Origin of the sequence: Erythrobacter colymbi (assembly GCF_002155685.1) — a bacterium.
GTDB classification, from domain to species: domain Bacteria; phylum Pseudomonadota; class Alphaproteobacteria; order Sphingomonadales; family Sphingomonadaceae; genus Erythrobacter; species Erythrobacter colymbi.
In genome coordinates this window covers 42,493-66,767 of the sequence record NZ_MUYK01000014.1, presented here as the reverse complement: position 1 = coordinate 66,767, position 24,275 = coordinate 42,493, and the positions used below count along the sequence as shown (strand labels likewise).

At 65.6% G+C, this 24,275-nt stretch carries 21 protein-coding genes, 1 tRNA gene and 1 other RNA gene; 7 read left to right on the top strand and 16 right to left on the bottom strand.

Annotated features, from left to right (window positions below):
- The first annotated feature begins 139 nt into the window (after positions 1 to 139).
- The gene (istA, locus tag BZF57_RS17270; protein WP_162290999.1) at positions 140 to 1,666 is read left to right on the top strand and encodes an IS21 family transposase; all 1,527 of its coding nucleotides are present in this window, start codon (positions 140 to 142) and stop codon (positions 1,664 to 1,666) included.
- 11 nt (positions 1,667 to 1,677) lie between these two features.
- The gene (istB, locus tag BZF57_RS17265) at positions 1,678 to 2,418 is read left to right on the top strand and encodes an IS21-like element helper ATPase IstB (protein ID WP_086738086.1); all 741 of its coding nucleotides are present in this window, start codon (positions 1,678 to 1,680) and stop codon (positions 2,416 to 2,418) included.
- Positions 2,419 to 2,867: 449 nt separating this feature from the next.
- Here istB and BZF57_RS17260 read toward each other — a convergent pair whose 3' ends face one another.
- From BZF57_RS17260 to BZF57_RS17245, 4 genes are all read right to left on the bottom strand, one after another.
- A complete protein-coding gene (locus BZF57_RS17260; protein ID WP_240506034.1) occupies positions 2,868 to 4,154 on the bottom strand; it encodes an MvaI/BcnI family restriction endonuclease in 1,287 nt (428 codons plus the stop codon).
- A gap of 33 nt (positions 4,155 to 4,187) precedes the next feature.
- On the bottom strand, positions 4,188 to 4,640 hold the full coding sequence (locus BZF57_RS17255; RefSeq protein ID WP_086740330.1) for a very short patch repair endonuclease: 453 nt from the start codon (positions 4,638 to 4,640) through the stop codon (positions 4,188 to 4,190).
- A 3-nt stretch (positions 4,641 to 4,643) separates the two neighbouring features.
- Positions 4,644 to 5,864 carry a DNA (cytosine-5-)-methyltransferase gene (gene dcm / locus BZF57_RS17250; protein WP_086740327.1) on the bottom strand — a complete coding sequence of 407 codons (1,221 nt, stop codon included), beginning with the start codon at positions 5,862 to 5,864 and terminating at the stop codon, positions 4,644 to 4,646.
- A gap of 202 nt (positions 5,865 to 6,066) precedes the next feature.
- Positions 6,067 to 6,681, bottom strand: coding sequence for a hypothetical protein (locus tag BZF57_RS17245; RefSeq protein ID WP_086740324.1), 615 nt, complete (start codon positions 6,679 to 6,681; stop codon positions 6,067 to 6,069).
- 413 nt (positions 6,682 to 7,094) lie between these two features.
- On the opposite strand from BZF57_RS17245, the gene BZF57_RS17240 reads away from it, so the two are divergent.
- Both BZF57_RS17240 and BZF57_RS17235 read left to right on the top strand, forming a co-directional pair.
- Positions 7,095 to 9,032 carry an AAA family ATPase gene (locus BZF57_RS17240; protein WP_086740322.1) on the top strand — a complete coding sequence of 646 codons (1,938 nt, stop codon included), beginning with the start codon at positions 7,095 to 7,097 and terminating at the stop codon, positions 9,030 to 9,032.
- Between the two features lie 37 nt (positions 9,033 to 9,069).
- Positions 9,070 to 9,282 (top strand): DUF3892 domain-containing protein, encoded by a 213-nt coding sequence (locus BZF57_RS17235; RefSeq protein ID WP_086740320.1) that lies wholly within the window; start codon positions 9,070 to 9,072, stop codon positions 9,280 to 9,282.
- Between the two features lie 512 nt (positions 9,283 to 9,794).
- Here BZF57_RS17235 and BZF57_RS17230 read toward each other — a convergent pair.
- Positions 9,795 to 11,006 carry a tyrosine-type recombinase/integrase gene (locus BZF57_RS17230; RefSeq protein WP_086740318.1) on the bottom strand — a complete coding sequence of 404 codons (1,212 nt, stop codon included), beginning with the start codon at positions 11,004 to 11,006 and terminating at the stop codon, positions 9,795 to 9,797.
- A 196-nt stretch (positions 11,007 to 11,202) separates the two neighbouring features.
- A tRNA-Tyr gene (locus BZF57_RS17225) sits at positions 11,203 to 11,288 on the bottom strand.
- Between the two features lie 156 nt (positions 11,289 to 11,444).
- Here BZF57_RS17225 and rlmB point away from each other — a divergent pair.
- Positions 11,445 to 12,236 (top strand): 23S rRNA (guanosine(2251)-2'-O)-methyltransferase RlmB, encoded by a 792-nt coding sequence (gene rlmB / locus BZF57_RS17220; protein WP_086740351.1) that lies wholly within the window; start codon positions 11,445 to 11,447, stop codon positions 12,234 to 12,236.
- A 26-nt stretch (positions 12,237 to 12,262) separates the two neighbouring features.
- A complete protein-coding gene (locus BZF57_RS17215; RefSeq protein ID WP_086740317.1) occupies positions 12,263 to 13,189 on the top strand; it encodes a hypothetical protein in 927 nt (308 codons plus the stop codon).
- A 95-nt stretch (positions 13,190 to 13,284) separates the two neighbouring features.
- On the opposite strand, the gene BZF57_RS17210 is transcribed toward BZF57_RS17215, so the two are convergent.
- The 7 genes from BZF57_RS17210 to ffs all read right to left on the bottom strand — a co-directional run bounded on the left by BZF57_RS17210 (position 13,285) and on the right by ffs (position 19,875).
- A complete protein-coding gene (locus tag BZF57_RS17210; protein ID WP_086740315.1) occupies positions 13,285 to 13,557 on the bottom strand; it encodes an HU family DNA-binding protein in 273 nt (90 codons plus the stop codon).
- A 245-nt stretch (positions 13,558 to 13,802) separates the two neighbouring features.
- The gene (lon, locus tag BZF57_RS17205; RefSeq protein WP_086740312.1) at positions 13,803 to 16,211 is read right to left on the bottom strand and encodes an endopeptidase La; all 2,409 of its coding nucleotides are present in this window, start codon (positions 16,209 to 16,211) and stop codon (positions 13,803 to 13,805) included.
- Positions 16,212 to 16,329: 118 nt separating this feature from the next.
- The gene (locus BZF57_RS17200; protein WP_086740310.1) at positions 16,330 to 16,635 is read right to left on the bottom strand and encodes a DUF1905 domain-containing protein; all 306 of its coding nucleotides are present in this window, start codon (positions 16,633 to 16,635) and stop codon (positions 16,330 to 16,332) included.
- A 19-nt stretch (positions 16,636 to 16,654) separates the two neighbouring features.
- Complete coding sequence (locus BZF57_RS17195; protein ID WP_086740308.1) at positions 16,655 to 17,569, bottom strand: hypothetical protein; 915 nt, start codon at positions 17,567 to 17,569, stop codon at positions 16,655 to 16,657.
- A 4-nt stretch (positions 17,570 to 17,573) separates the two neighbouring features.
- Entirely contained in the window at positions 17,574 to 17,915 is a 342-nt protein-coding gene (locus BZF57_RS17190; protein WP_086740305.1) for a YbaB/EbfC family nucleoid-associated protein, read from the bottom strand.
- A 13-nt stretch (positions 17,916 to 17,928) separates the two neighbouring features.
- Positions 17,929 to 19,710 (bottom strand): DNA polymerase III subunit gamma/tau, encoded by a 1,782-nt coding sequence (locus tag BZF57_RS17185; RefSeq protein WP_086740302.1) that lies wholly within the window; start codon positions 19,708 to 19,710, stop codon positions 17,929 to 17,931.
- 70 nt (positions 19,711 to 19,780) lie between these two features.
- Positions 19,781 to 19,875: signal recognition particle sRNA small type (ffs, locus tag BZF57_RS17180), an RNA gene on the bottom strand.
- A 63-nt stretch (positions 19,876 to 19,938) separates the two neighbouring features.
- On the opposite strand from ffs, the gene BZF57_RS17175 reads away from it, so the two are divergent.
- Positions 19,939 to 20,460, top strand: coding sequence for a hypothetical protein (locus BZF57_RS17175; protein WP_086740300.1), 522 nt, complete (start codon positions 19,939 to 19,941; stop codon positions 20,458 to 20,460).
- 12 nt (positions 20,461 to 20,472) lie between these two features.
- On the opposite strand, the gene BZF57_RS17170 is transcribed toward BZF57_RS17175, so the two are convergent.
- From BZF57_RS17170 to BZF57_RS17160, 3 genes are read right to left on the bottom strand one after another with little or no spacing between them, the layout of a single operon-like run.
- Complete coding sequence (locus BZF57_RS17170; protein ID WP_086740298.1) at positions 20,473 to 20,751, bottom strand: ETC complex I subunit; 279 nt, start codon at positions 20,749 to 20,751, stop codon at positions 20,473 to 20,475.
- Positions 20,752 to 20,766: 15 nt separating this feature from the next.
- A complete protein-coding gene (gene hrpB / locus BZF57_RS17165) occupies positions 20,767 to 23,199 on the bottom strand; it encodes an ATP-dependent helicase HrpB (RefSeq protein WP_086740296.1) in 2,433 nt (810 codons plus the stop codon).
- A gap of 19 nt (positions 23,200 to 23,218) precedes the next feature.
- Positions 23,219 to 24,229 (bottom strand): polyprenyl synthetase family protein, encoded by a 1,011-nt coding sequence (locus BZF57_RS17160; RefSeq protein ID WP_086740293.1) that lies wholly within the window; start codon positions 24,227 to 24,229, stop codon positions 23,219 to 23,221.
- Positions 24,230 to 24,275: the final 46 nt, after the last annotated feature.

Below are 24,275 nucleotides of genomic sequence, written 5' to 3'. Positions count from 1 at the left end.
GCGCGCGGTGTTCCGAGAATTGCGCGCGCAGCATTCCGATATGATCGCGCGCAGTTTGAGGTGAGGCTCACCTGATCGTTGGGGCATTCTTTCGACCGGATAACGGTTGGAGGAATGCATGCCGACGAGGAGAGTTACGATGCGCCATGTGCGCGAGATTTTGCGTCTGAGTCTGGACTGCGGGCTTTCGACGCGGGTGGTTGGCGAGCGGGTCGGGGTCGGACCGACGACGGTCCGGGATACGCTTCGGCGGTTCGATCGGTCGGGTCTGACTTGGCCAGTGCAGCCTGAAATGACGGACAGCGACCTGGAGTCCCGGCTCTACGGCGTGCCAGGGGTGAAGCCCGGGCGCCGCAAGTTGCCTGAGCCCGACTGGGCGGTGGTGGCGCGCGAGTTGAAGCGCAAGCACGTGACGCTGCAGATCCTGTGGGAGGAATACCACGCGGCGAACCCCGACGGCTATCGCTACAGCCGGTGGTGCGACCTGTTCCGGCGCTGGGAAGGCCGGCTGCCGCTGGTGATGCGCCAGAGCCATGCCGGCGGTGAGAAGCTGTTCGTTGATTATGCGGGCGACACGGTGCCGGTGGTGGTAGACCGCAGAACCGGCGAGATCCGCGATGCGCATCTGTTCGTCGCGGTGCTGGGCGGCTCGAGCCTGTCGTTTGCGTGTGCGACCTGGACCGAGCAGTTTGCTGACTGGGCCGAGGCTCACAATGCTGCCTTCGCATTCTTCGGCGGAGCGCCGCAGCTGCTGGTGCCCGACAATGCCAAGGTCGCGGTGATCAAGGCTTGCCACTTCGATCCGATGCTCAACCGCAGCTACACGGACATGGCTCGGCATTACGGGACGGCAGTGCTGCCGGCACGGCCGAGGAGGCCCAAGGACAAGGCGAAGGTTGAGGCCTGTGTCAGGATCGTCGAGCGCTGGGTGCTGGGCCGTCTGCGCAATCGCATCTTCTACAGCCTGGCCGAGCTCAACGCTGCCATTGCCGAGTGCCTTGCTGATCTGAATGAGCGCCGTGTGCTTCGCCAGTTCGGCCGCACGCGCCGCCAGCTGTTCGAGGAGGTCGATGCGCCGAACCTGAAGCCGCTGCCACCGGAGCCATGGGTTCATGCGCAATGGAAGCGCTGCCGGGTTGGGCTCGATTACCATATCGCGCTCGAGCAGCATCATTACTCGGTGCCGCACCGCTACGCGCGGCGCGAGGTTGAGGTGCGTTACACGGCCCGCAGCGTCGAGATCTTCCTCGGCGGCGAGCGGATCGCGGTGCACATGCGCGGCAGTGGCAATGGTCGGCACACGACCGTGCCCGAGCACATGCCATCGAGCCACCGGCGCTATCTCGACTGGACACCGGCAAAGATCCAGGAGGAGGCGGGCCGGATCGGCCCGATGCTGTCGCTGTTGATGGCGCGCATCATCGAGGACCGGCCGCATCCCGAGCAAGGCTACCGTTCGTGCCTGGGGATCATCGGCTTGTCCAAGCGGTTCGGCGCTGAGCGCCTTGAAGCGGCTGCGCTTCGCGCGCTGGAGATCGGCGCGCGCAATTATCCGTCTGTAAAATCGATCCTCGAAAAGGGGCTCGACAAGGTGCCCGTGTCCAAAGCCCCGGAGCGCGAGCCGATCCTGCACGACAATATCCGGGGCTCTCAATACTACCACTGAAAGGAGCAAGGATGCTCAAACACCCCACACTTGATCAGTTGAACCAGCTTGGCCTTATCGGCATGGCCCAAGCCTTTGCGGATCTGGATGGCAATGGCGATGCCGCCAGCCTGAACCACGCGGAATGGCTGGCGCTGCTGCTCGATCATGAAGCGACATGGCGCAATGACAAGCGCCTCGCCCTGCGCCTGCGTCAGGCAAAGCTGCGGCACCAAGCCGTGCCTGAGGACGTTGATTATCGCAGCGCCCGCGGGCTCGATCGGCGGTTGTTCGAAATGCTGCTGAAGGGCAGCTGGATCGCTGCCCATGAGAACTGTGCGATTATCGGACCAGCAGGGGTCGGCAAGAGCTGGCTGGCCTGCGCCGTCGGGCATCAGGCCTGCCGTGACAATCGCTCGGTTCTCTACACCCGCCTGCCGCGGTTGATCGACGAGCTGTCGCTTGCCAAGGGCGATGGCCGCATTGCTGCGCGCATGAAGAGCCTGGCCCGCGTGGACCTGCTCATCCTCGATGACTGGGGGCTTGAGCCGCTCGATGGCAATGCCCGCCATCATCTGCTGGAGATCCTCGAGGATCGCTATGGGCGCCGTTCAACGCTCGTAACAAGCCAGCTACCCATCGCGCGCTGGTTCGATCTCATCGGCGATCCGACCTACGCCGATGCCATCCTCGATCGGCTTGTCCACAACGCCCACAGGCTCGAGCTATCCGGGGAATCCATGCGGCGAAGCATCGCCGCTCAAGCCGCTTGACCCGCGGCAAAGCATAGTGCCACAACATACCAACGATCAGGTGCTTCACCTGCGCGCGATCAAAGCGGAACGCTGCGCGGCATCAGATCGGAATACATGCGCGCGATCGTCGGAATCCGCAACCCTTCGGGCAACCTTCTCTATCCGCTGCGCGGACCGGGCTTGTAGTCCCGGCCCATCCGGGTGACGATCAGGAGCATCGATAGCGGAGCGGGAATTGCTGGAGGGCGCGCTCTGTCCCGCATGGCGTTTGGCCATGCTCCTTAGGGAGCGGAGTTCCTGAACTATCCCGCAGGCGCTCTTGCCTCTCTCATTGCCGGACGCCCGCTGGCCCGCTTGGCCCGCGCGCAGGGCGTACGGCGGCTTCGCGCCGTGCAAGGGCACCGTTCATGTGTGGATCGCTGGTGCGATCCTTCCGTGGCTCATGTCGTGGCGACCGGGGCGTCATGTCAGAGGGCAACCACCTCGTGAGCCTTGTAGAGCAGCGGAAGGTCACCATGCGCCACGCGAAACTGGCTGCGCCTCTTAATATCCGGCTTTGCTGAGGATGCATTCTCGACCTTGATCGCGGGATCATAGTAGACCGAACCCGCAGCAAAGGCCTTCAGGAACAGAAGGAAATCCGTCTGCTCGCAGAACAGGACGCTTGGGCCATAGCTGTATTCCGGAGGGGGCGTGCGGAACAGCGAAGGCACATAGGCAGCCTGCGCGTGCTTCCGGTTCCAGTGCGCCATCATTCCCTTGAATGACCAGGAGGCTGCTGTTTCGTCATTGCCATCGATCAGGCTAAGCGCGCCATCAAGGTCTGTTATCTTGCCTGACTGCGGATCAAAGCCGCTCATGACCATGCGCAGCCCCGTGAGGCCGTGCAGCCCTCGTCGGCAATCGTACCGGCCACCGAAGTTGATGCGGTCTTCCTTGCCCGACTGGTCTTCATATCCGAACCGCCGCATGAATTCGGCAACGCCCTCGTCGCGGTAAATCCCGCCAGTCGGCTCAGGCGTCATCAGGGTGACCGGCGATTTGGGCGCGAACCGCACGAAGTCGCGCACGCCGTATTGCTTGACCTCCCAGCCCATGAAATCCGGCTCCGCATAGCCGTTGGGCGTAATGCCCAGTTCGGCTTCCAGTGTGTAGCCGCCGCCGTTCCGCGCCGAATAGGGCTGCTTCGTTCCGTCTGCCGCGAGCTTCTGCGATGCGATCCAGTTGAGCCGCCAGATACGCCGCAACTCGTTCAGCAGGCGATCCTTCGGGCTGTCAGCCTGCCCCGCATGGAGCGGCAGCTCAAGAAAGACACCGATCATCGGCCACTGGTAAGCGCGAACCTCCACGGCGACGGGATGAGCTGCATCGGCGGCATAGCCCAGAACATCACCTTCGGCTGTGATGCCAAGGACGAGCAGGCGTCCTTCATCACGCACCCGCATAATGTGCGATGGTGCCTCGCGGCAGCCCTTCAGAAAGCCCGACATCCGGACTTCCGGATACTTCGGATAGAGGATCAGCCCTGCGTCCGGCGCGCGATGCTTGCCTCCGTCATCCACCCAGAAGAAACTGACCCTCGCCTTGGCGCGGTCGCGGACGGCCCCGGCAATGGCGGTGTCGTCGCTGTAGATTTCGCCATGGGGAATGACGTTGAGCGCAGAGAAGTCCCCGCCGAGATAGACCTGATTCTTGGAATTGTCGTTGGGAGCAAGATTCTTGGCATAGATGCGGGTCCCGCCGTGATGCCGCATCAGATCCAACAGCTGCGCAAGTGACGCGACCAATTATTCGCCCCTGATGATAATCGCCTGTTCGTCCGACCTTATCCAGGCGATCAGGCGCTGCATAGTGTCCTGAAAATCCCGCTTCTTCCTGCCCTTCAGCGCGCATTCCCAGATGACGGCCTGTCGCCATCCTGCCTCTTCGAGAGCATTAGCGGCGTTCACGTCGCGCGCGGCATTGGCATCAAGCTTTTCCCGCCAGAAGTCGGTGCGGCTTTCGGGCCAGCGGAACAGATCGCACTCGTGGCGATGCCAGAAGCAGCCATGGACGAAGACGACCGCCCGATATCGCGGCAGCACGATGTCCGGCTTTCCGGGAAGATCGCGCACATTGAGGCGGTAGCGCAGGCCTGCTGCGTGCAAGGCCTTGCGGATCATCAGTTCGGGCTTTGTGTCCTTCGCCCTCACCGCCGCCATATTGCGGCTGCGCGTTGCCGGATCGTGGACGTCGGTCACATGTCAGGCAGCCCGGCGCTGCCCTGCCGGTTGCACCAGAGTCTGAATGTGCGGCTGCATGACCTTTGCCACCGCCTCGAACACCGGCACTGCGACCGAATTGCCGAACTGCTTGTAGGCCTGGGTATCCGACACCGGAATCCGGAAGTCGTCACCATAGCCCATCAGCCGCGCGCATTCGCGCGGGGTCAGGCGGCGCGGATTGGACCGCTTGCCCTGACTGACAAGGATCTCCGAGCCATCCTTATAGTAGCGCGCCGACAGTGTCCGGGCGACATCATCAGGCGTCACAAGCCCGAACCCGAAGCCGTTGCCAGCGGCCTTGTGCTTGTCGGCATAGCCCTGAAGATACTGCCAGAGCTTGTCAGTAAGGGTGTACTTGCCGTTGACCTTGCCATCCGGGCCGAGCGTGTAGGGAGGTTCGGCCCGTTCCGAGCCATCGCCCGGATGCAAAATGCTGCCGAGCCGCACGCTGCCCTTTGGCGGAAGCTTCAGATCGTCCCAGCTGAAGGGAACCTTCTCGCGGAAGCCGACGATCACGATCCGCTCGCGGTGCTGCGGCACGAAGTGCTGCGCATCGATCACCTTGTGCCAGATCGTATAGCCGAGCTCTTCGGTCAGCGTCTTGAGGATCACCTCAAAAGTGCGGCCCTTGTCATGGCTGGTCAGGTTCTTGACGTTTTCGAGCAGGAAGGCCGCAGGCCGCTTTGCTTTGATGATCCGGGCGACATCGAAAAACAGAGTGCCTTGAGTCTCATCGAGGAAGCCATGCTGGCGACCCAGCGAATTCTTCTTCGACACGCCCGCGATCGAGAAAGGCTGACACGGGAAGCCCGCCAGCAGCACGTCATGGTCCGGAATCTCGTCCGTGCCTATCTGCGTGATGTCGCCATGCGGGGGGTGATTGTCGCGGAAATTGGCGGTGTAGGTTTCCTGCGCGAACTTGTTCCACTCCGAGGTGAATACGCAATGCCCGCCGATGGCATCGAAGCCTTTGCGAATGCCTCCGATCCCGGCGAACAGGTCGATGAAGTTGAACCGTGTGCCGACCGTGGCAGGCCCGGTTCCGGCCATCGATGCCAGCACCCTTACCGCCGCCTCCCTCGGCTTTCCTGCGCCGGCCTCCCAGCGCTGCAGCTGACGGACACTGTAGCCCGTGCGGCCAGCGGCCTCTTCCAGCGACAGACCGGCGCGGACGCGGAGAGTGGCGAATTCGTTGAGCATATCACCTCTGGGACAATTTGCGACACAGTGTCGGATTCGCGCCCTTCTGGCAAGCACCAGGCTGAAAGAATGTTCCTTTAATGTTCTCGCAAGTCTCGTCAGACTGGGGACAACTTCTCAGCCGGTGATGGGCCGCCCGTTGAAGGACGGCGCGGAAGCAAGGTTGCGGGTTTAGCGGCGCGCGCACGCCACAATCCCCGGCTCAGAATGCGATCCGGTCTTCAGCTTGTGCTCGTGGTGCACGGTTCACGCTTGCCTGATCTGCCCAGAGAATACGGAAGTCGATCAGCGTGATGTCGAGGGTCCGGTCGGTTTCATGACCACCGATCATGGCGGTCATCCACATGGTCCGGAACGGCCCTCTGTTGCCGTCCGGCATGGTAACGTCCTCAATGATTTCCCAGCTGAACACATCCGCGTATTCGGAAATCGGCGGACCATACTTCGCTGAGAGCTTCTGCTTCAGCGTTTGCACAAAGGTCCGGTCGACATTGAACCGGCCGAGGCTTTGGGAGGACTGGACGCGGTAGATGCGCCCTGCTGGTGTCACCCCGAAATTGTACTGAAACCCATCAACAGTGGCTTCGAACTGGTCGCCACCAATGTACTCAAGGTCAGCAAGCTTCCGGGCCTCTGCAATCGGCATCCCGAGGTGAAACCCGTTCACGTCACGGGCGACAGTCGCCGAGCGGACCGCAGGTTCGCCCTGCCCGTTCGCGAGCGCGGGAAGCTGGCCAACAATAAGGACAAGCGCCGTCGCCGCAAGCTTCCAGCGCGGTTGTCTCACTTGGGAAATCTCTGAAAAATGGCAGAGCATTGCGGCACATATAGACCTCGCGGACTTAATCGGCAGTGAAGGGCAAGAGGAGAATGCACCGTGACGCGGCGTTGCGGGCAACCTGCTCTATCCGCCGGGGCGGACCGGGCCAGTAGTCACAGCCCGTCCGCGATGAACCATCAGCAAGGCGGTGCCATATTGCCTTTCCGCAGCTTTTAAACTATTCGCACTCCGCCGCAGGCTTGGGCCTGCGCCAACCGGAGTAAGTGGATTGCTGGACCAGACGCCTTTTGCAGGCGCGGTCGGCAGCTTCCGTTCCCTGCCGTAAGCCGCCCATGTCGGCGCTGCTACGGTGTGAAGCGGACCTGCCGCCCGTAGCCCTACCAACGGACAGACGCGAACGCGTGTGCAGGTGATCCTGCGCGCACGCCGCCGCTCGAACGGATTCTGACATGAACGAATGGACGATCGTCCGGCGCTTCGCGCGCCGGATAGGCGCGGTGCAGCATCCGCGCCTGAAAACTGCATTGAACGAATGGGCGACAACCCATGGCGACTGGCTTGGCCTCGGCGAAACGCAGGACTGGTCTGCGGCGCTCGCTGCGCTTGACCGCGACGAAGCCGACGCAGCTCCGCATGTGCTTGCCGTGGCCGCTATCCTGGCGGAAGCCTTGTCGCTCGATGCTGTAGATGCTGCGCTGCTGGAGCTGCTCGTCGCAGTTGACCGCCTGCCGCGCGTGGCCAGCCTCGCACGGTTGTGGAGCGAACAGGGTCGCGATCTTCCGGCATTGCTGGGAGAACTGGCGGGGGCGTCACCGGTCGATGCGGATCGGGTCGTGCGGCGCAGTGCGGCGCTGCGCCTCGGGCTGGCCAGCTTCCGCGTCAATCGTCAGGGCGCAATCGAAGTCGATATCCGCTGGTCGCTGGAACGGCTGCTCGACCGCGCGTCAGCCGAACATGTCTCGGTGATCGACACGCTGGTCGGCCCGCATCAGCCGGCACGGCTTGCGCTTGATGACTTCGCGCATGTCCGTGATGCCTCGTTCCTTGTCCGGCTGCTGTCGGGCGCGGTTAAGGCACGCGCGCCTGGTATCAACGTGCTGATCCACGGCCCTCCGGGCACGGGCAAGACCGAGCTTGCCCGGATGCTCGCAGCGGCAGCGGGTCTGTCCTTGCACGGCGTGGGCGAGGCCGATGACGACGGGGACGAGCCGACACGGTACGACCGGGTCAATGCGCTCCAGCTCGCCCAGCGGGTGCTGGCACCATCAGCAAACGCAGTCCTGCTGTTCGACGAAATGGAGGATCTCATTGGCGACGCCAAACCCAGCGGCGGCGACTGGTTCAGTGGTCGCCAGGGGAGCAAGGTCTTCATCAACCGTTTGCTCGAGACCAATGCCGTTCCGGTCATCTGGACCACCAATGCCATCGGAAATGTCGACGCTGCCATTCTGCGACGGATGAGCTTCGTCCTGAAGCTCGACGTCGCCTCGCCGCGAACGGCGCGCCGCATGCTGGAGCGGGTCACCGCGGAGGAAGGGGTGGCCGCCGATGACAACATCGCATGCCTGCTTGATCGTGCGCCCGAGACCGCAACGGTACTGCGGGTCGCAGCACGTGCCGCGCGTCTCGCTGGTGATACGGAGGGCTCCGCTGCGCCTGCTGCCGCGCTGGTACGGGCACTGCGGGGATCAGAATTGCCGCCACAGATCGGGACGAGCATCGATCTCGACCTGTTCGAAGCGGACCTTCCGCTGGAACCCCTGACGGAGCGGCTTTCTGCATCTGGTGCCAGTGACGTCTCGATCCTTCTCACCGGGCCACCTGGCACCGGGAAGACGGCATTTGCGCATCATCTGGCGCGCGCGATCGACCGGCCACTGGTGGTGATGCGCGCATCCGACCTGCTCTCCCGCTGGGTGGGCGGTACCGAACGCGCCATTGCTGACGCATTCGGGGATGCGCGCGACAGGGGTCACGTTTTGCTGTTTGACGAAGTGGACTCGCTTCTCTTCGACCGCGCAAGCGCGTCCCAGACATGGGAGGCGGGACAGGTGAACGAGATGCTGACCTGGCTCGACCGTCACCCGCTTCCGGTCATCGCAGCTACCAACCATGCACACCGGCTCGATCCGGCCGCCTTGCGGCGCTTTGTGTTCAAGGTCGAACTGGCGGCACTGCGACCCGAGCGGGCAGGCAAGGCATTCAGCCGTTTCTTCGGAATGTCCGCGCCAGCCTCGCTGACAGAGCTGACCAATCTGACACCAGGCGATTTCGCGGCGGTGCATCGCCAGCTTCGGCATAGCCCGGCAGGGTCAGCAGAGGAGATCGTTGAAAGGCTAAGGCGCGAGGTGCGCTCACGGCCCGAACGTGGTAGGATAGGCTTCTGAAAAACCTCAATTTGAGGACAAACCTGAGACAACACACATGACGAAGATCAAAGGAAAGAACGACGGTCCCGGCGGCCGTAACGAGCACTACGACATCGGTAACCGGAAAAATGTTCCGCGCAGGATTGCTGTTGCCGAGGTGAAGCGCGGTGAGCATCCCGATGCCCATGTCGTAAAGGTCAACGGGCGAGAATATGTTCGCGACAATCCGGATCGCTCGAAGGATGACAATGTGAACCGGGGCAAGTGACCCTCGTGCCCTGATTGGGCTGCCCTTCGGGCGACCTGCTCTATCCGCTGCGCGGACCGGGCCTGTAGTCCCGGCCCATCCGGGTGACGATCAGGAGCGTGGCAAGCGGAGCGGGATGTCTGGAGGACGCGCTCTGTCCCGCATGGCCTGTGGCCATGCTCCTGAGGGCGCGGTATTCCTGAGCTGACCCGCAGGCGCTCTTGCCTCTCTCATTGCCGGACGCCCGCTGGCCCCCTTGGCCCGCGCGCAGGGCGTCCGGCGGCTTCGCGCCGCGCAAGGGCGCCGTTCTTGTGCGGATCGCTGCAGCGATCCTTGAGGGGAACGCCAAGGGCTTTGCCCTCTCGTTCCCAAACCCCAATCGACACCCCCGTGTGGCGGGCTTCGCCCGCTGGCCCGCGCCGGGGCATCGATTGGGGTTTTCCCTCCCCCTCCCATCCTCGCCGGAAGGCAGGCCGTCATGGCAGAGCCATGCCTGCCAGCCGTGATGATGTGGTTGCGCGGCGGCGGCGCGCCTATTCCTCCGCGAGTGGCGCTGGTGGTGTCGCAGGCATGCCAGAGCAGTAGGCACCCCATGCATCCATCAACCTGACACGCATGCCCGGCTTCTCCCTGATGCCGAGATAGGTCGTGCGGCGATAGGCCGCCTGCACCGCGTCGGGCGTCTTGTGGGCGAGCGCCGCCTCGACCACCGCATTCGGATAGCCTTCGTTTGCCGCCCAGTCCGTGAAAGCCGAGCGGAAGCCGTGGACGTGGAAGGGCTCCTGCATGTCGCGCAGCACCTTGAGCAGCGTCATGTCCGACATCGGATTGCCTGCCGTGCCGGGAAAGACCACGTCAGTGCCCTCGATGCGCAGCGCGTCGGCCTTCTTCAGCACCGCCAGCGCTGCATCGGACAGCGGCACGTCATGCGCCCTGCTGCGCTTCATGTGCTCGGCAGGAATCGACCAGATGCGTTCATCGAGGTCGAATTCCGTCCACCGCGCGAGGCGGACTTCCTGCGATCGCGTGCCGGTGAGGATGAGCAGATCGAGTGCCAGACGTCCGAAGGACGGCTTGCGCCGCAGTGCGATCAGGAACGAGGGAATCGCGACATAAGGCATCGCCTTGCGATTCTGGGTCTGCTTGATCTGCCTGGGCAGGCCTCTTCCCGCCTTCAGGCTGTTGTTGCCAGACGGTGCCTCGGTCGAGCGCCAGCCCCGCGCGTGGGCGAAGTCGAGCACCGCGCAGATCCGGTTGCGCACCTGACGCGCGGTGTCCGGGATCTCCTGCCAGATGGGCGTGAGGACCGAGATGATATCTGCAGTCGTCACGCTTCCGGTCGGCTTGTTCCCCAGCTTGGGGAAAACGTAGTTCTGCAGGCTGGCGAGCCACTGGCGGGTGTAGACTTCGCTTTTCCAGCCTGCCGCGTTCTCGGAGTGATACTGGAGCGCCGCCTCCCTGAAGGTCACTTTGGCTGCGGCCTCGTCCCTCTTTTCGGCGAGCACATCGCGCTTCTCGACCTTCACGGCCTTGCGCAGCTGGTCGGCCTTCTCGCGCGCTTCCGAAAGCGTCAGGAGCTTCGCACTGCCGATCCCGATGTCCCTTCGCCTGCCGTCCTGCTGGACTCGGAGCAGCCATGATGCCGCACCGCTCTTCCCCACTTTTAGGAAAAGACCGTCACCGTCCTGATAGGTGCCGGGATTCTTCAGTGCGGCCTTGACCGCAACCACCGTGAGCTTCCCCATTTCCTTCCCCACATTCCTACGAGCCGTTCCGGAAAACACAAGTGTGGGGAAGCGACCTTTTCTCCCCACACCTTCCCCACACTGGGCATCGGATGAGGGTGGATCGCGATGGTTGTGTGGGGACGGAATGGAAGCAATATACCGCAGAAATCCAAGGTTTTCCAAGGATTTCTGGGGACGCCGGCAGATTGGAAGTTGGTGGACAGGGCTGGATTCGAACCAGCGTACGCTTGCGCGGGCAGATTTACAGTCTGCTGCCTTTAACCACTCGGCCACCTGTCCACACAAGGTCGTTTCGTAAGCGAGATTCGCTTGGAAAAAGCGCGATTCCCCGAGGGGTCCCGCTGCCGAGAGGCGCCCCTTTGGCGAAGCACTGCTTGCCTGTCAATGGTCTGGCTGGCAGGGGGCCATTTTGGATTGCCGCAGCCGGGACACAAGATGAGCAAAGGTGAGAAGAAGCGCGCCCTCAGGGGCCGTGCAGGGCGCATGAAGGGCGGGCGCGGCTCGGGCCGGGCGTCGAGCGGGCAGGTGCGCCTGTGGGGCCGCCACGCGGTCGAGGCGGCGCTCAAGAACCCCGAGCGCCAGCACAGGAAGCTGTGGGCGACGCCCGAGGGGATCGCGAGCCTCGATGGCGAACTGCCGGCGGATTTCCCGATCGAGCACGCACAGGCCGCCGATCTGGCGCGCCTTGTCGCCAAGGACGCGCCGCATCAGGGGCTGGTGCTGGAATGCGCCCCGCTGGAAGACGTGTTCCTCGACGAGGTTGCGCTCGGCGAGGCTGACCGCCCGATCGTGGTGCTCGACCAGGTGACCGATCCGCACAATGTGGGCGCGATCCTGCGCTCGGCCGCGGCCTTCGGGGCGGCGGCAATCGTCACGCAGGACCGCCACGCCCCACCCGAAGGCGGCGTGCTCGCCAAGGCGGCCTCGGGCGCGCTCGAGACCGTGCCGTGGGTGCGCGTCGTCAACCTCGCCCGCGCGCTCGAGGAGCTGGCCGAGGCCGGTTACTGGCGCATCGGCATGGCGGGCGAGGCCGAGGCGGTGCTCGCCGATATCCTGCCCACCGGACCGGTCGCCATCGTCCTCGGCGCCGAGGGCGAAGGGATGCGGCACAATATCGCGGCGCATTGCGACGTGCTGGCCAAGCTGCCGATCTCCTCGGCGATCGAGAGCCTCAATGTCTCGAACGCGGCGGCGATTGCGCTTTATGCCGTGGCCAGCCGCGGGTAGAACGGCGCAAACGAGGGGGAAATGCCATGATGATGTTCTCGAGCCTTCGCCTGCGCGCCGCCGCGCTGCTGACCGGCTTTGCGCTGGTGCTTTCGGGGTGTTTCATGTCACCCGGCAAGTTCACCTCCGAGCTCGCGCTGACCGGGCCGGACAGCTTCACCTTCACCTATGAAGGCGAGATCTTCTTCCTTGGCCTGTCGAAGCTCGCCCGCATGGGGGCCGAGGTCGAGACGCCGTTCACGGCCAACTGCTTCGACGACGAGACCTACGAGGCGCGCGACTGCACCAAGGAAGAAGAGGCCGAGCAGCGCAAGGAGTGGGAAGCGGGCGCTGCCGAACGCGCGGAGAAGGCCAAGAAGGACGCCGAGACCATGAAGGCGATCATGGGCGGCATCGACCCCTCCGATCCCAAGGCGGCCGAGGAACTGGTCAAGCTGCTCGAGAGGCAGAAGGGCTGGAACCGCGTGGTCCACAAGGGCGACGGGCTGTTCGAGGTGAGCTATTCGGTGACCGGCACGCTGGGCCACGACTTCATGTTCCCGATGATCGAAGGCTTCCCACCGACCAACCCCTTCGTCCAGATGTTCCTGCGCGATGGCAATCAGGCGCGGATCAACGCGCCTGCCTTCGTGTTCCAGACCAGCGACAGCCCGTTCAGCGGCATCGGCGGGTTCGGCTCTCTGGCGGGTCTTGCGGCGATGGGCGCGGCAGAGGATGCCAAGGCCATCGCGGGCGAAAGCGGCGAAGGCAACGCGGCGCCCGAAGCGATCCCCGGCGTGCCGACGCTGGAGGGCACCTTCACGATCCGCACCGCGCCCGGCATGAAGATCCTCGCCAACAACACCGATGAGGGCCCCGAGGCCGCGCCCGGCGGCGGCGAGGTGCTGCGCTGGTCGATCACTCCGCGTTCCTCGCAGGCGCCCACCGCGCTCGTCGTCACGGCGCCGCGCTAAGGCCCGGAAGCGGACAATGAAAAATCCCGCCGGCCGCGAGGCTGGCGGGGTTTTTCGTGCCCGTCCGCAAGGCGGAGGGCTGCGTCAGCCGCAGGTCAGTTGACCGCGTCCTTGAGGCCCTTGCCCGCCTTGAACTTGGGCTGGTTCGAAGCCTTGATCTTCATCGGTTCGCCGGTGCGCGGGTTGCGCCCCGTGGAGGCCTTGCGCTTGGCGACCGAGAAGGTGCCGAAGCCCACCAGCCGCACTTCGTCGCCGCCCGAAAGCGCCTTGGTGATCGCGTCGAAAACGCTTTCGACCGCGTTCGAAGCATCGTTCTTCGAAAGACCGCTGGCGTCGGCAACGGCGCTGATAAGGTCGTTCTTGTTCATCTGGGAACCCCCTCGTGTCAGGATTTCGTTGTGTCGTATGAATCGCACTTTTCGAAAGCCGGCAAATTGAGACGTTTTTGCCAAGGCTGTCAAAGGCAAATAGCCCACGCGGGGCCGCCTTGCGAAAAGCCGTGCAACTTCGCGCGCCTAACATGGATCGGGCGCAGGAGTGGTCTCTGAAAAGCCGTATTCCGGAAGGATGCGACCCCGCCGCGAATCACGGCAAGTGCGCGCCTTCTAGCGGCTCAGTGCGCGGTTGGCACCTCCGACGCAGCACCGCTTGCACCCGAAGTGGAGGTAGCCGGCTGGCTCGCCAGATCGTCCGCCTCGGTCCACTCGATCGGCTCGAGCGGTGCGACCAGTGCGCGGGCCAGCACCTCGTCGACATGGGAGACGGGGATGATCTCCAGCCCGGCCTTGGCGTTGGCGGGGATTTCAGCGAGGTCCTTGACGTTCTCCTCGGGGATGAGGACGGTCGTGATCCCGCCCCGCAGCGCCGCGAGCAGCTTTTCCTTGAGGCCGCCGATCGCCAGCACGCGGCCGCGCAGCGTGACCTCGCCGGTCATCGCCACATCAGGGCGCACGGCGATCCCGGTGAGGGTCGAGACGATCGAGGTGACCATGCCGATCCCGGCGCTCGGCCCGTCCTTGGGCACCGCGCCCTCGGGCAGGTGGATGTGGACGTTCTTGCGGTTGAAGACGCTCGGCTTGATGCCATAGGCGGGCGCACGTGCCTTCACGAAGCTGAAGGCCGCCGCGACGCTCTCGTTCATCACCTGGCCGAGCTTGCCGGTGGTCTTGACCTCGCCCTTGCCCGGGGTGGTGACGCTTTCGATGGTGAGCAGTTCGCCGCCGACCGACGTCCACGCCAGACCGGTGACCGCGCCGACCTGCGGTTCCTCCTCGGAAACGCCATGCTTGAAGCGGCGCACGCCGGAGAAGTCGCCGAGGTTTTCGGGCGTCACGGTGACGCTCTTGACCTTGCCTTCGAGGATCTGGCGCAAGCTCTTGCGCGCCAGCTTGGCGATCTCGCGCTCGAGCGTGCGCACCCCGGCCTCGCGGGTGTAGTAGCGGATCAGATCGCGCAGGGCGTCTTCCTGAAGGGTGAACTCGCCCTTCTTGAGGCCGTGCGCCTTGACCTGCTTCTCCACCAGATGGCGCTGGGCGATCTCGACCTTCTCGTCCTCGGTGTAGCCTTCGAGCCGGATGATCTCCATGCGGTCGAGCAGCGGCTGCGGCAGGTTGAGGCTGTTCGCGGTGCACACGAACATGATGTCGGACAGGTCGAGGTCGAGCTCGAGATAGTGGTCCTGGAACTTGGCGTTCTGCTCGGGATCGAGCACCTCGAGCAGCGCCGAGGCGGGATCGCCGCGGAAGTCCTGTCCGAGCTTGTCGATCTCGTCCAAGAGGAACAGCGGGTTCGAGGTGCCGGCCTTCCTCAGGTTCGCCACGATCTTGCCCGGCATCGAGCCGATATAGGTGCGCCGGTGGCCGCGGATCTCCGCCTCGTCACGCACGCCGCCCAGCGACTGGCGCACGAATTCGCGGCCCGTCGCCTTGGCGATCGACTTGCCCAGCGAGGTCTTGCCGACGCCCGGAGGGCCGACGAGGCACAGGATCGGACCCTTCAGCTTGTTGGTCCGCGCCTGCACCGCGAGGTACTCGACGATGCGGTCCTTGACCTTCTCCAGCGCATAGTGATCCGCATCGAGGATCTCCTGCGCCTTGGCGATGTCCTTCTTCAGCTTCGATTTCTTGCCCCACGGCAGGCCGAGCAGCACATCGAGGTAGTTGCGGATCACCGTCGCCTCGGCGCTCATCGGCTGCATCGAGCGCAGCTTCTTCAGCTCCGCCTGCGCCTTGGCGCGGGCTTCCTTGGAGAGCTTGGTCTTCTCGATCTTCTCGGTGAGCTCGGCAATCTCGTTGCCCTCGCCGTCGTCACCCCCGCCGAGCTCCGACTGGATCGCCTTCAGCTGCTCGTTGAGGTAGTATTCGCGCTGGGTCTTCTCCATCTGGCGCTTCACACGCCCGCGGATGCGGCGCTCGACCTGAAGCACCGACAGCTCGCCTTCCATGAAGGCCATGACGAGTTCGAGCCGCTTCAGCGGATTGCTCTCGGTCAGCAGGCTCTGCTTGTCCGAAACCTTGGCGCTGATCGCGGCAGCGATGGTGTCGGCGAGTTGCCCCGCATCATCCACCTCGGAGAGGTCGACGCCCGCATCCTCGCCCAGCTTCTTGTTGAGCTTCACGTACTCGCCGAACTGCTCGACCACCTGACGCATCAGCGCGGTGACCTCGCTGCCCGCGACGGTCTCGGGCTCGATCGTCTCGACCTCGGCGACGAGGTGCGTGCCGACATTCTGGAGCGCCGAAAGCCGCGCGCGGCTCTGGCCCTCGACCAGCACGCGCACTGTGCCATCGGGCAGCTTCAAGAGCTGGAGCACCTGTGCGATCACGCCGACGTCATAAAGATCATCGCCCTCGGGATCGTCGCAACCGGGATCGAGCTGGGCGAGCAGGACAATGTCCTTGGAGGCTTCCATCGCCGCCTCGAGCGCCGCCACCGATTTGTCGCGCCCCACGAACAGGGGGACGACCATGCCGGGGAAAACGACGATGTCGCGCAGGGGAAGAAGGGGGAAGGTCTGGGTCATATCTGTATCCGCGGCGGCGCAGGGGGCATCCGCCTTTGTAGGGAATATGGGAAGCGCTCCGGCGGCCCGCAATGGGGGCGGCGGGCTAGGCTGTGGACGGTGAGATCCGCGCCCTGCCTCACCGCGACCGGACCTCGATCACCACGTCCACCCGGTCGCCGAGCGTCACCCCTTCGGCACGCTGCACGGCAACTTTCACGGGTAGCAGATAGGTCTCCCCGCGTGGAAAGAGCGAGGAAGTGAAGCCGGTCGCCCCGATCCGCGCCGTCACCGGAACGCAGCCCCAGCCATAGCTCGCCTCGCGCGCCGCATAGCGCAATTCGGGAACAAGCTCGTCGGGCACACTGACGAACAGGAAGGGCGCCGGCCCGCACCACTCGATGATTGCGCCGGCGAAGGCGATGCGGGCGAGGAGGCCGGTCACAATGGGCAGGGATCCGAAATCACCGGACCCATCCTGGCGGAACGGCGTGAATTGTCATCTTGAAGAAGGTTGGCTGGGCTGCCTCGCCCTTGCGGAAACGGAACTTGCCGCGCTCTTTCAGCACGTCGCAGCCGAACTGCTCGAAAGCGGCGTCGTGCGGCAGATCGACATAGCGGCAGGAGCTCACCTTCCCCTTGCCATCGAGGTAAAGAAGGAAGCTGATGAAGGTCGCCTTGCCGTCAGCGAATAGAGCACGCGGGGCGCGGGTGAGAATGTGGCGGGACAGCTCGGTCCGGTTGGTCATCTCGGCGCGGCTGTCCGAACGATTCTCGTCTGCCGGATCAACCCCCATCGCTTCCAGCATCTCGGCAATACATTTGTCTCGCGCGGCGATCACGCCGTCCATCGGGCCAGTGGCGAACAGCAAGGGTCGATCGAACGCTCCGTCGACAAGGAAGGTCTGGACCGAACGCTTGAACGTAATCGGCCCAACGGACTCGCCCTGCTCGTCGCGTTGCCAGTAGGCAGCGTATTCCGGCGAGCCTTCCTGGGGCGACTTTGCGTCCCACAAGCCGTGGTGGAACAGCACCTGAATGCTGCCGTCCTGCGGGTTCCCGGTCGCGGCATTTGCGCGAGTGACGAACCGCCCGTCGGGTAGCCAGCCTGCGCGGAAAGCCGTGCCGGTCGGCGTATATCTCTGGCTGGAGATTCCGACGTCGAAGCCGCCGTCCCAAGGGTCGCGGTTGCGCAAAGCCAACGTCGTTGGCCGTTCGCGGTCACCGAAGCTGCGCGAGATCGTGCAGGTGTCGCCCACCCGCTCGGTCTGCCACTCGGTGATCGGATTGAGCCGGATCGCATTGACCTGCTCTGCGGCGGCAGGAACAGCCGCCAGCCAGCCGGCGAAGAGTGCAAGAACGACGCTGCGACCCGCCATCACGTCACCCCAGCCCGGGCAGATTGAATCCCGGCGGGAGGCCCATCGAGGACTGCATGTCCTTCATCTGCTGTTCCGACACGCGGTCGGCGCGGTCGCGGGCGTCGTTGAAGGCGGCGGCGACGAGGTCTTCGAGGATCTGCTTGTCGTCGGCATTCATCAGGCTGTCGTCGATGCTCACCCCGAGGATGCGGCCCTTGGCGCTGGCGCGGACCTTGACCAGGCCGCCGCCCGCGGTGCCCTCGACCTCGATCGAGTCGAGCTTCACCTGCATCTCGTTCATCTGCTTGCTGATGGTCTCGGCAGCCTTTTGCGCTGCGGCCATCATCTCTTCCATCGATTTCATCGGGGGTACTCCATCAATTCCAGGGGGGGCTACCCGCGGCGGCGCGGGCGGGTTCCGTGCCGATCAGTTCGGCATCGGGGAAGGCTTCGAAGGCGGCCTTGACCAGCGGATCGGAGCGGATGCGCGCGTCCTCGGCGGCGGCCTCGGCCTCGGCGGCTTCGCGCAAGCTGGGCTGCGCCGGTCCGGTGCCCTTCTCGATCATCCAGCGCTTGCCGGTGATCTTGAACAGCGCCTCGCGGATGTCGGCCTCGGGGTTGTCGGGGAAGCTGTCGGCCTGCTCGTAGACGAGCCGTTCGGGGCCGATCTCGATCACCCGCACGCGGTCACGCATGATCTGGGCAACGCGCAATTGCCCCGCGGCGTCGACCTGATCGACCAGCGCGGCCCAGCTGACATTGGGTGCGGCGGCGACGGGCGCGGCGGCAGCAGCAGCGCCCTCGCCCGCAGGGCCTGCGACGATGCCGCTCGCGGCGATTTCCTCGATCCGCTTGGCGAGCTTGCCGGGGTCGGGCATTTGCGCGGCGTGGAGGATGCGCAGCAGCGCCATCTGGAGCGAGACCAGCGGATCGGGGCCGGTGCGCACCTCGTCATGGCCCTTGAGCAGGAGCTGCCACAGGCGGTGCAATTCCCCCGCCCCCAGCCGCGCGGCGAAATCGGCCAGCGCGGCGCGCTCTTCCTCGGACGGCGCATCGGGCTCGCCGCCCGAAACCTGCGCGAGGGTGATGCGGTGGGTGAGGTCCATCAGCGCGCGCATCAGCGCCAGCGGCTCGACGCCGAGCGAATATTGCTCGTCGACCGCGGCGAGCATCGCCTTGGCATCGCCTTCGAGCAGGTGGCCGAGCAGGCGGCGCTGCGCGCTCTTGTCGGCGAGCCCGAGCATGTCGCGCACGCGGGCGGCGGCGACCTTGCCCTCGCCGTCCAAGTCGGCATGGGCGATGGCCTGATCGAGGATCGAAAGCCCGTCACGCACCGAGCCTTCGGCGGCGTTGGCGATGATCGCGAGGCCCTCGGGCTCGGCCTCGACGCCTTCCAATGCGCAGACCTTGGCGAAGTGTTCGGCGAGCAGCCCGGCGGGGATGCGGCGGAGATCGAAGCGCTGGGTGCGGCTGAGAACCGTGACGGGGAGCTTGTCGACTTCCGTGGTGGCGAACAGGAACTTCACATGCGGTGGCGGTTCCTCAAGTGTCTTGAGCAAGGCATTGAATGCATTGCGCGACAGCATGTGGACTTCGTCGATGATGTAGATCTTGTAGCGCGCCGAGACGGCGGCGTAGCGGACCTGCTCGATGATCTCGCGCACGTCGTCGACGCCGGTGTTGGAGGCCGCGTCCATCTCGATCACGTCGATATGACGGCCCTCGGCGATCGCGGTGCAGGGCTCGCACCGGCCGCAGGGGTCGATGGTAGGGCCGCCCTGCCCGTCGGGGCCGACGCAATTGAGGGCCTTGGCGATGAGGCGCGCGGTCGAGGTCTTCCCGACCCCGCGCACGCCGGTCATCAGGAAGGCATGGGCGAGCCGGTCGCGCGCGATGGCGTTGGCGAGGGTGCGGACCATCGCCTCCTGCCCGATCAGCTCGGCGAAAGTTTGCGGCCGGTATTTGCGGGCGAGCACGCGGTAGGGCTGGTTGCCCGCGGGCGCCGGCGCCGGGGCCGCGGGCGGCGGCGGAGGCGCTGCAGGGGGCGGCGGTGTAGGATCGGGATCGCCGAACAGGGCGTTCTGCCCGGCCGCTTCCAACTCCGCAGCCGTGGGGGCGGGCTCGTCGGTCTCGGGCAGGTCGGGGTCGGAATCGCTCATACCCGCCAAGCTAGGCGCTCGGGCGCCATTTGTCATGGTGCGCGATACGGGCAAAGATCGTGAAGATGGGGATGAAGGAGCCGGGCGACCCGCCGCAATCCACCTGTGCTGCTGCCTTCCGGCCCTGACACGGTGAGCGGACGCAAACGTCCACCCGACTCCCGAGCGGGCATATGGCGTCCCGCACTCCGCTTGGCAAGACGTTTGCGCCGCCCTAGGGTGACCGGCATGATCAAGGAGAAGCCGATGACCGCCCGCCTGCGCCTTGCCACCCTTTGCGCAGCGGCCCTCGGCCTCGCTGCCCTCCCGCTCGCCGCGCAGGACCCGTCGATCGATTTCGGCAAGGACGACAACGAATACGCCCGCGACGGCCAGTGCGACGATCCGCGCTTCACCGGCCCGGGGATGACCAACGTCATGCTTACCGACGACATCGGCCGCGACGCCAGCGATTGCCGCGCCGCCTTCGCTACGGGTGATGTCACGATGAACCCGCTCTTCGCCAGGCCCGCGAACAACGGCGCCATCATCTTCGGCGACGATACGTCCACCTTCGCCAACGATGGCGACTGCGACGACATCCGCTTCGTCGGCCCCAAATCGGCCGAGGACATCTTCCTGTTCGAACACGTCGGCCACGACGCAAGCGACTGCCGCGCCGGGTTCAATTCAGGCGAATTGCGCTGGCAGGGACATCTCGCCGATCCGGAGCGCGGGCAGACCTACGAAGAGATCACCGGCGGCACCTGACGCGCTATCCGCTCAGCGGAAGTTGTCGGCGTAGGCCTGAAGCTTGAGCCGCTTGGGCGGCGTCGCGATCACGCGCGCGGGGATGCCGTACTTCTCGGCATAGGCACGAGCGGCGTCCTTGTCCGGGAAGGTCAGGCGCACCTGCGATTGGGTGTCGCCCGTACCGGTCCAGCCCATCAGCGGATCGGCAAAGCGCGCCTGCGATTGTTCGAATTCCAGCACCCAGTCATCGGTGTGCGCCTTGCCCGATTGCATCGCATGCTTGGGTTTCTGATAGATCCTCGCCGTCATGCTCCGCCCCTTAAATCACGAATCGCTGCGGTTGAAGGCGTTTTTGGTCTTCATGCTCGGCTTTTCGAGCCACGGCTGATCGGGCCAGCGGTGCTTGGAGTAGCGGCCCTTCATATCCTTCACCACATCGCGCCAGCTGCCGCGCCAGAAGCCGGGCAGATCGCGGGTCGACTGGATCGGGCGACCCGCAGGGCTGGTGAGCTTGAGCAGGAGCGGGGTCTTGCCGATCATCGGGTGGGTGTCGAGCCCGAACAGCCCCTGCACCCGCACCTCGACGCTCGGGGCATCGTCGCCCGCGTAGTCGATGGCGTGGCGCGTGTCGGCGGGCGAGGTGAAGTGGGTCGGCGCGGCGCGGTCCAGCGTCTGCCGCTCGTTCCAGTCGATGAGGCCCAGCGCCGCATCGGCGAAGCGGTGTGGCGGCAGATCGAGGTCGCGCCGTCCCGCCAAGAGCGGCACCAGCCAGTCAGCAGCACGCGCGCGCAGAGCCTCGGGCGAGAGCGCCTCCACCCCGGCGAAACGGGCGCGGGCGAGGAAGCCTTCGGGCAGCAGTTCCCCCAGCTTCTCCAGTGCCTTTTCCACGAGAATATCCACAAGCAGCGCGGGATCGGGTGACGGCTCGGGAACGCTCGCCAGCACGACCGCGCCGAGCCTGCGTTCGCGCCGTGCCTCGACCCGCGATTTCTCGTTGTTCCAGCGGGTTGTGACGCGTTCTGCAAGTTCGCTCGCAAACAGCGTGGCGATCCGGTCGGAGGCGATTTCCGCTCCGGCGGTGATACGCGCCCCCTTGGCCTGCCCCTGCGCATCGCCGATCACGATCCACTCCGCTCGCGCAAGCGGCGAGGCGGGATCGAGGATATAGCCCCGCCCTCCGGCGCTCAGCCAGATCTCGCCCGAGGGATCGCGGCGGCGCGCCACGAAATCAGGGCGGGCGAGCGCAAGCGCCTCGGCCGCATCATTCGCGGGGCTGCTCCCGAGGACTTTGGTGAGCTTGCCCGCCTGCCCTGCCCACCCTCGCGCGATCCCGGCCGCCGCCGTGCTGCGCGGTGCGCGGTCGCCGCGCCAGCGGGAGAGGCGCTGTATCAGGTCCTCGCCGCGACCGCCCAGCCCGCGCTCCTGCAACAGCATAACCAGCCGCGCGGCATCCTCGCCCACGCCTGCCGCCGCGCCGTGGAGCACGGCGGCGGCCTGATCGGGCCCCATCGGCAGGCTCGCGATCGCCTCGCCGAGCGGCGTGATGCGCCCCTCGGCCAGAGCGCCCAGCGCCTCGAGCGCCCGCCGCGCGGCGGCCACCGAGGCCTCAGGCGGCGGGTCGAGCCAGGGCAGGCCCTTCGGATCGGCCGTCCCCCACTTCGCCAGCCGCAGCATCAGCGGCGCGAGGTCGGCCTGCATGATCTCGGCGGGCGCGAATTCGGGGAGACCGATATGGCCCGCCTCTTCCCACAGACGGAAGGCGACCCCCGGCCCCTGCCGCGCGGCGCGGCCCGCGCGCTGCGCCGCCGAGGCTTGCGAAGCGCGGCGGGTGACGAGGTGGGTGGTGCCCGCCGCCCGGTCGAACTCGGCGAGGCGGGCAAGGCCGCTGTCGACCACCACGCTCACCCCGTCGAGGGTCAGCGAGGTTTCCGCAATCGCCGTCGCCAGCACAATCCGGCGGCGCCCTTCCGGATCGCGGCGGATCGCGGCGCGCTGGACGGCGGGCTCGATCTGACCATGCAGGGCGTGGATCGGGGTGTCCGGGAGCCGTGCCTCCAGCCGCTCGCGCACCCGATCGATCTCGCGCACGCCGGGGAGGAAGGCGAGGATGTCACCGGTCTCGTCGCGCCAGGCGGTCATCACCGCGGCGGCCATCCGGTCCTCGATCCCTTGCGAGGCATCGCCGCCAAGCCACTTGATCTCCAGCGGAAAGGAGCGCCCCTCGCTTTCGATGACTGCGGCGCCCTCGCCCAGCAGCCGGGCAAAGCGCGCGCCGTCGATCGTCGCCGACATCACCAGCACCCGCAGGTCCTCGCGCAGCACGCTGCGGGTTTCGAGCGCCAGCGCGAGGCCGAGATCGCTGTCGAGTGCGCGCTCGTGGGCCTCGTCGAACAGCAGGGCCGAGACGCCGGGGAGTTCCGGGTCATCGACCAGCCGGTTGACGAGGATCGCCTCGGTCACCACCAGAATCCGCGTCCTGGCGGAAACCTTGCTGTCGAGACGGGTCATGTAGCCGACAGTCTCGCCGGGCTTCTCGCCGAGCATTTCGGCCATGCGTTCGGCGGCGGCACGCGCGGCGACGCGGCGGGGCGAGGTCAGGATGATCTGGCCGCTGCACCACGGCTCGTCCAGCAGGTCTGGCGCGACCGCGGTGGTCTTACCCGCCCCGGGCGGCGCAATCAGCACGCCTGCACCCTCCCCCGCCAGCGCGGCGCGGATTTCGGGAAGGACAGCGTGGATGGGAAGGTCGGGGTTCACGCCCCGCCCGATAGCCTGCTCAATGCCCCCGCGCGACTGCGAATTGCGCGGCTTCGGCCATCGCCGCGCGCGCCTTGCTGTCGGGGAAGATCGAGATCGCGTCGATCGCACGGTGTGCAAAGTGTCGGGCGCGCTCGCGGGTGTCCTCGACCGCGTTGTGCCGCCCGATCAGGCTGATCGCATGGGCGAGGTCTTCGTCCGAGGTGCGATGCCCGATGATCGCGTCCTTCCAGAACTTGCGCTCGTCCTCGTTGCCGCGGGCATAGGCGAGGATCACCGGCAGGGTCATCTTGCCCTCGCGGAAGTCGTCGCCCTGATCCTTGCCCATTTCGGCGGCATCGGAATCGTAGTCGATCGCATCGTCGACCAGCTGGAACGCGACGCCGAGATTACGGCCATAGGCCTCAAGCGCGCGCTCCTGCTCTTCCGAGCATTCGGCGACGACAGCGCTAATCTGGCTGGCGGCGGCGAAGAGCGCGGCGGTCTTGGCGCCGATGATGTGGAGGTATTGCTCCTCGCTGGTGTTGATCTGGCGCTGGGCCGAAAGCTGCGAAACCTCGCCCTCGGCGATCACGGCGCTGGCGCGCGACAGGATCGAGAGCACTCGGAGCGAGCCGTCCTCGGTCATCAGTTCGAAGGCGCGGCTGAACAGGAAATCGCCGACCAGCACGGTTGCCGGATTGCCGAAGATGATATTGGCCGCCGCCTTGCCGCGCCTGAGCTCGCTGCCGTCGACCACGTCGTCATGCAGCAGGGTCGCGGTGTGGATGAACTCCACCGCCGCGGCCAGCTTGTGGTGGCGCGTGCCCTTGTAGCCGACCAGCTCCGCCCCCGCGAGCGTCAGCATCGGCCGGAGCCGCTTGCCCCCGCCCGAGATCAGGTGCCCGGCGAGGCGCGGGATCAGCGGGATCTCGCTCTGCATCCGGTCAAGGATCACGGCGTTGACGGAATTCATCCCACCCGCCGTCAGCGACAGCATGGGATCGAGTGTCGGTGCCTTGCGCGGCAGGGGAATGATATCGGCACTCATGCTGGCTCGGCTCTAGGGCGGCCCGCGCGTGCTTGGCAAGCGCAGA

Bases quoted from the DNA above. Each gene is read 5' to 3' on its own strand.
- dcm (WP_086740327.1), bottom strand. From the start codon at position 5,864: ATGCTCAACGAATTCGCCACTCTCCGCGTCCGCGCCGGTCTGTCGCTG.
- BZF57_RS17215 (WP_086740317.1), top strand. From the start codon at position 12,263: ATGATGATGTTCTCGAGCCTTCGCCTGCGCGCCGCCGCGCTGCTGACC.
- BZF57_RS17185 (WP_086740302.1), bottom strand. From the start codon at position 19,710: ATGAGCGATTCCGACCCCGACCTGCCCGAGACCGACGAGCCCGCCCCC.
- BZF57_RS17160 (WP_086740293.1), bottom strand. From the start codon at position 24,229: ATGAGTGCCGATATCATTCCCCTGCCGCGCAAGGCACCGACACTCGAT.
- BZF57_RS17190 (WP_086740305.1), bottom strand. From the start codon at position 17,915: ATGAAATCGATGGAAGAGATGATGGCCGCAGCGCAAAAGGCTGCCGAG.
- BZF57_RS17170 (WP_086740298.1), bottom strand. From the start codon at position 20,751: ATGACGGCGAGGATCTATCAGAAACCCAAGCATGCGATGCAATCGGGC.
- lon (WP_086740312.1), bottom strand. From the start codon at position 16,211: ATGACCCAGACCTTCCCCCTTCTTCCCCTGCGCGACATCGTCGTTTTC.
- BZF57_RS17195 (WP_086740308.1), bottom strand. From the start codon at position 17,569: ATGGCGGGTCGCAGCGTCGTTCTTGCACTCTTCGCCGGCTGGCTGGCG.
- BZF57_RS17230 (WP_086740318.1), bottom strand. From the start codon at position 11,006: ATGGGGAAGCTCACGGTGGTTGCGGTCAAGGCCGCACTGAAGAATCCC.
- istB (WP_086738086.1), top strand. From the start codon at position 1,678: ATGCTCAAACACCCCACACTTGATCAGTTGAACCAGCTTGGCCTTATC.
- BZF57_RS17210 (WP_086740315.1), bottom strand. From the start codon at position 13,557: ATGAACAAGAACGACCTTATCAGCGCCGTTGCCGACGCCAGCGGTCTT.
- BZF57_RS17240 (WP_086740322.1), top strand. From the start codon at position 7,095: ATGAACGAATGGACGATCGTCCGGCGCTTCGCGCGCCGGATAGGCGCG.
- BZF57_RS17235 (WP_086740320.1), top strand. From the start codon at position 9,070: ATGACGAAGATCAAAGGAAAGAACGACGGTCCCGGCGGCCGTAACGAG.
- BZF57_RS17175 (WP_086740300.1), top strand. From the start codon at position 19,939: ATGATCAAGGAGAAGCCGATGACCGCCCGCCTGCGCCTTGCCACCCTT.
- BZF57_RS17245 (WP_086740324.1), bottom strand. From the start codon at position 6,681: ATGCTCTGCCATTTTTCAGAGATTTCCCAAGTGAGACAACCGCGCTGG.
- istA (WP_162290999.1), top strand. From the start codon at position 140: ATGCGCCATGTGCGCGAGATTTTGCGTCTGAGTCTGGACTGCGGGCTT.
- BZF57_RS17260 (WP_240506034.1), bottom strand. From the start codon at position 4,154: ATGCGGCATCACGGCGGGACCCGCATCTATGCCAAGAATCTTGCTCCC.
- rlmB (WP_086740351.1), top strand. From the start codon at position 11,445: ATGAGCAAAGGTGAGAAGAAGCGCGCCCTCAGGGGCCGTGCAGGGCGC.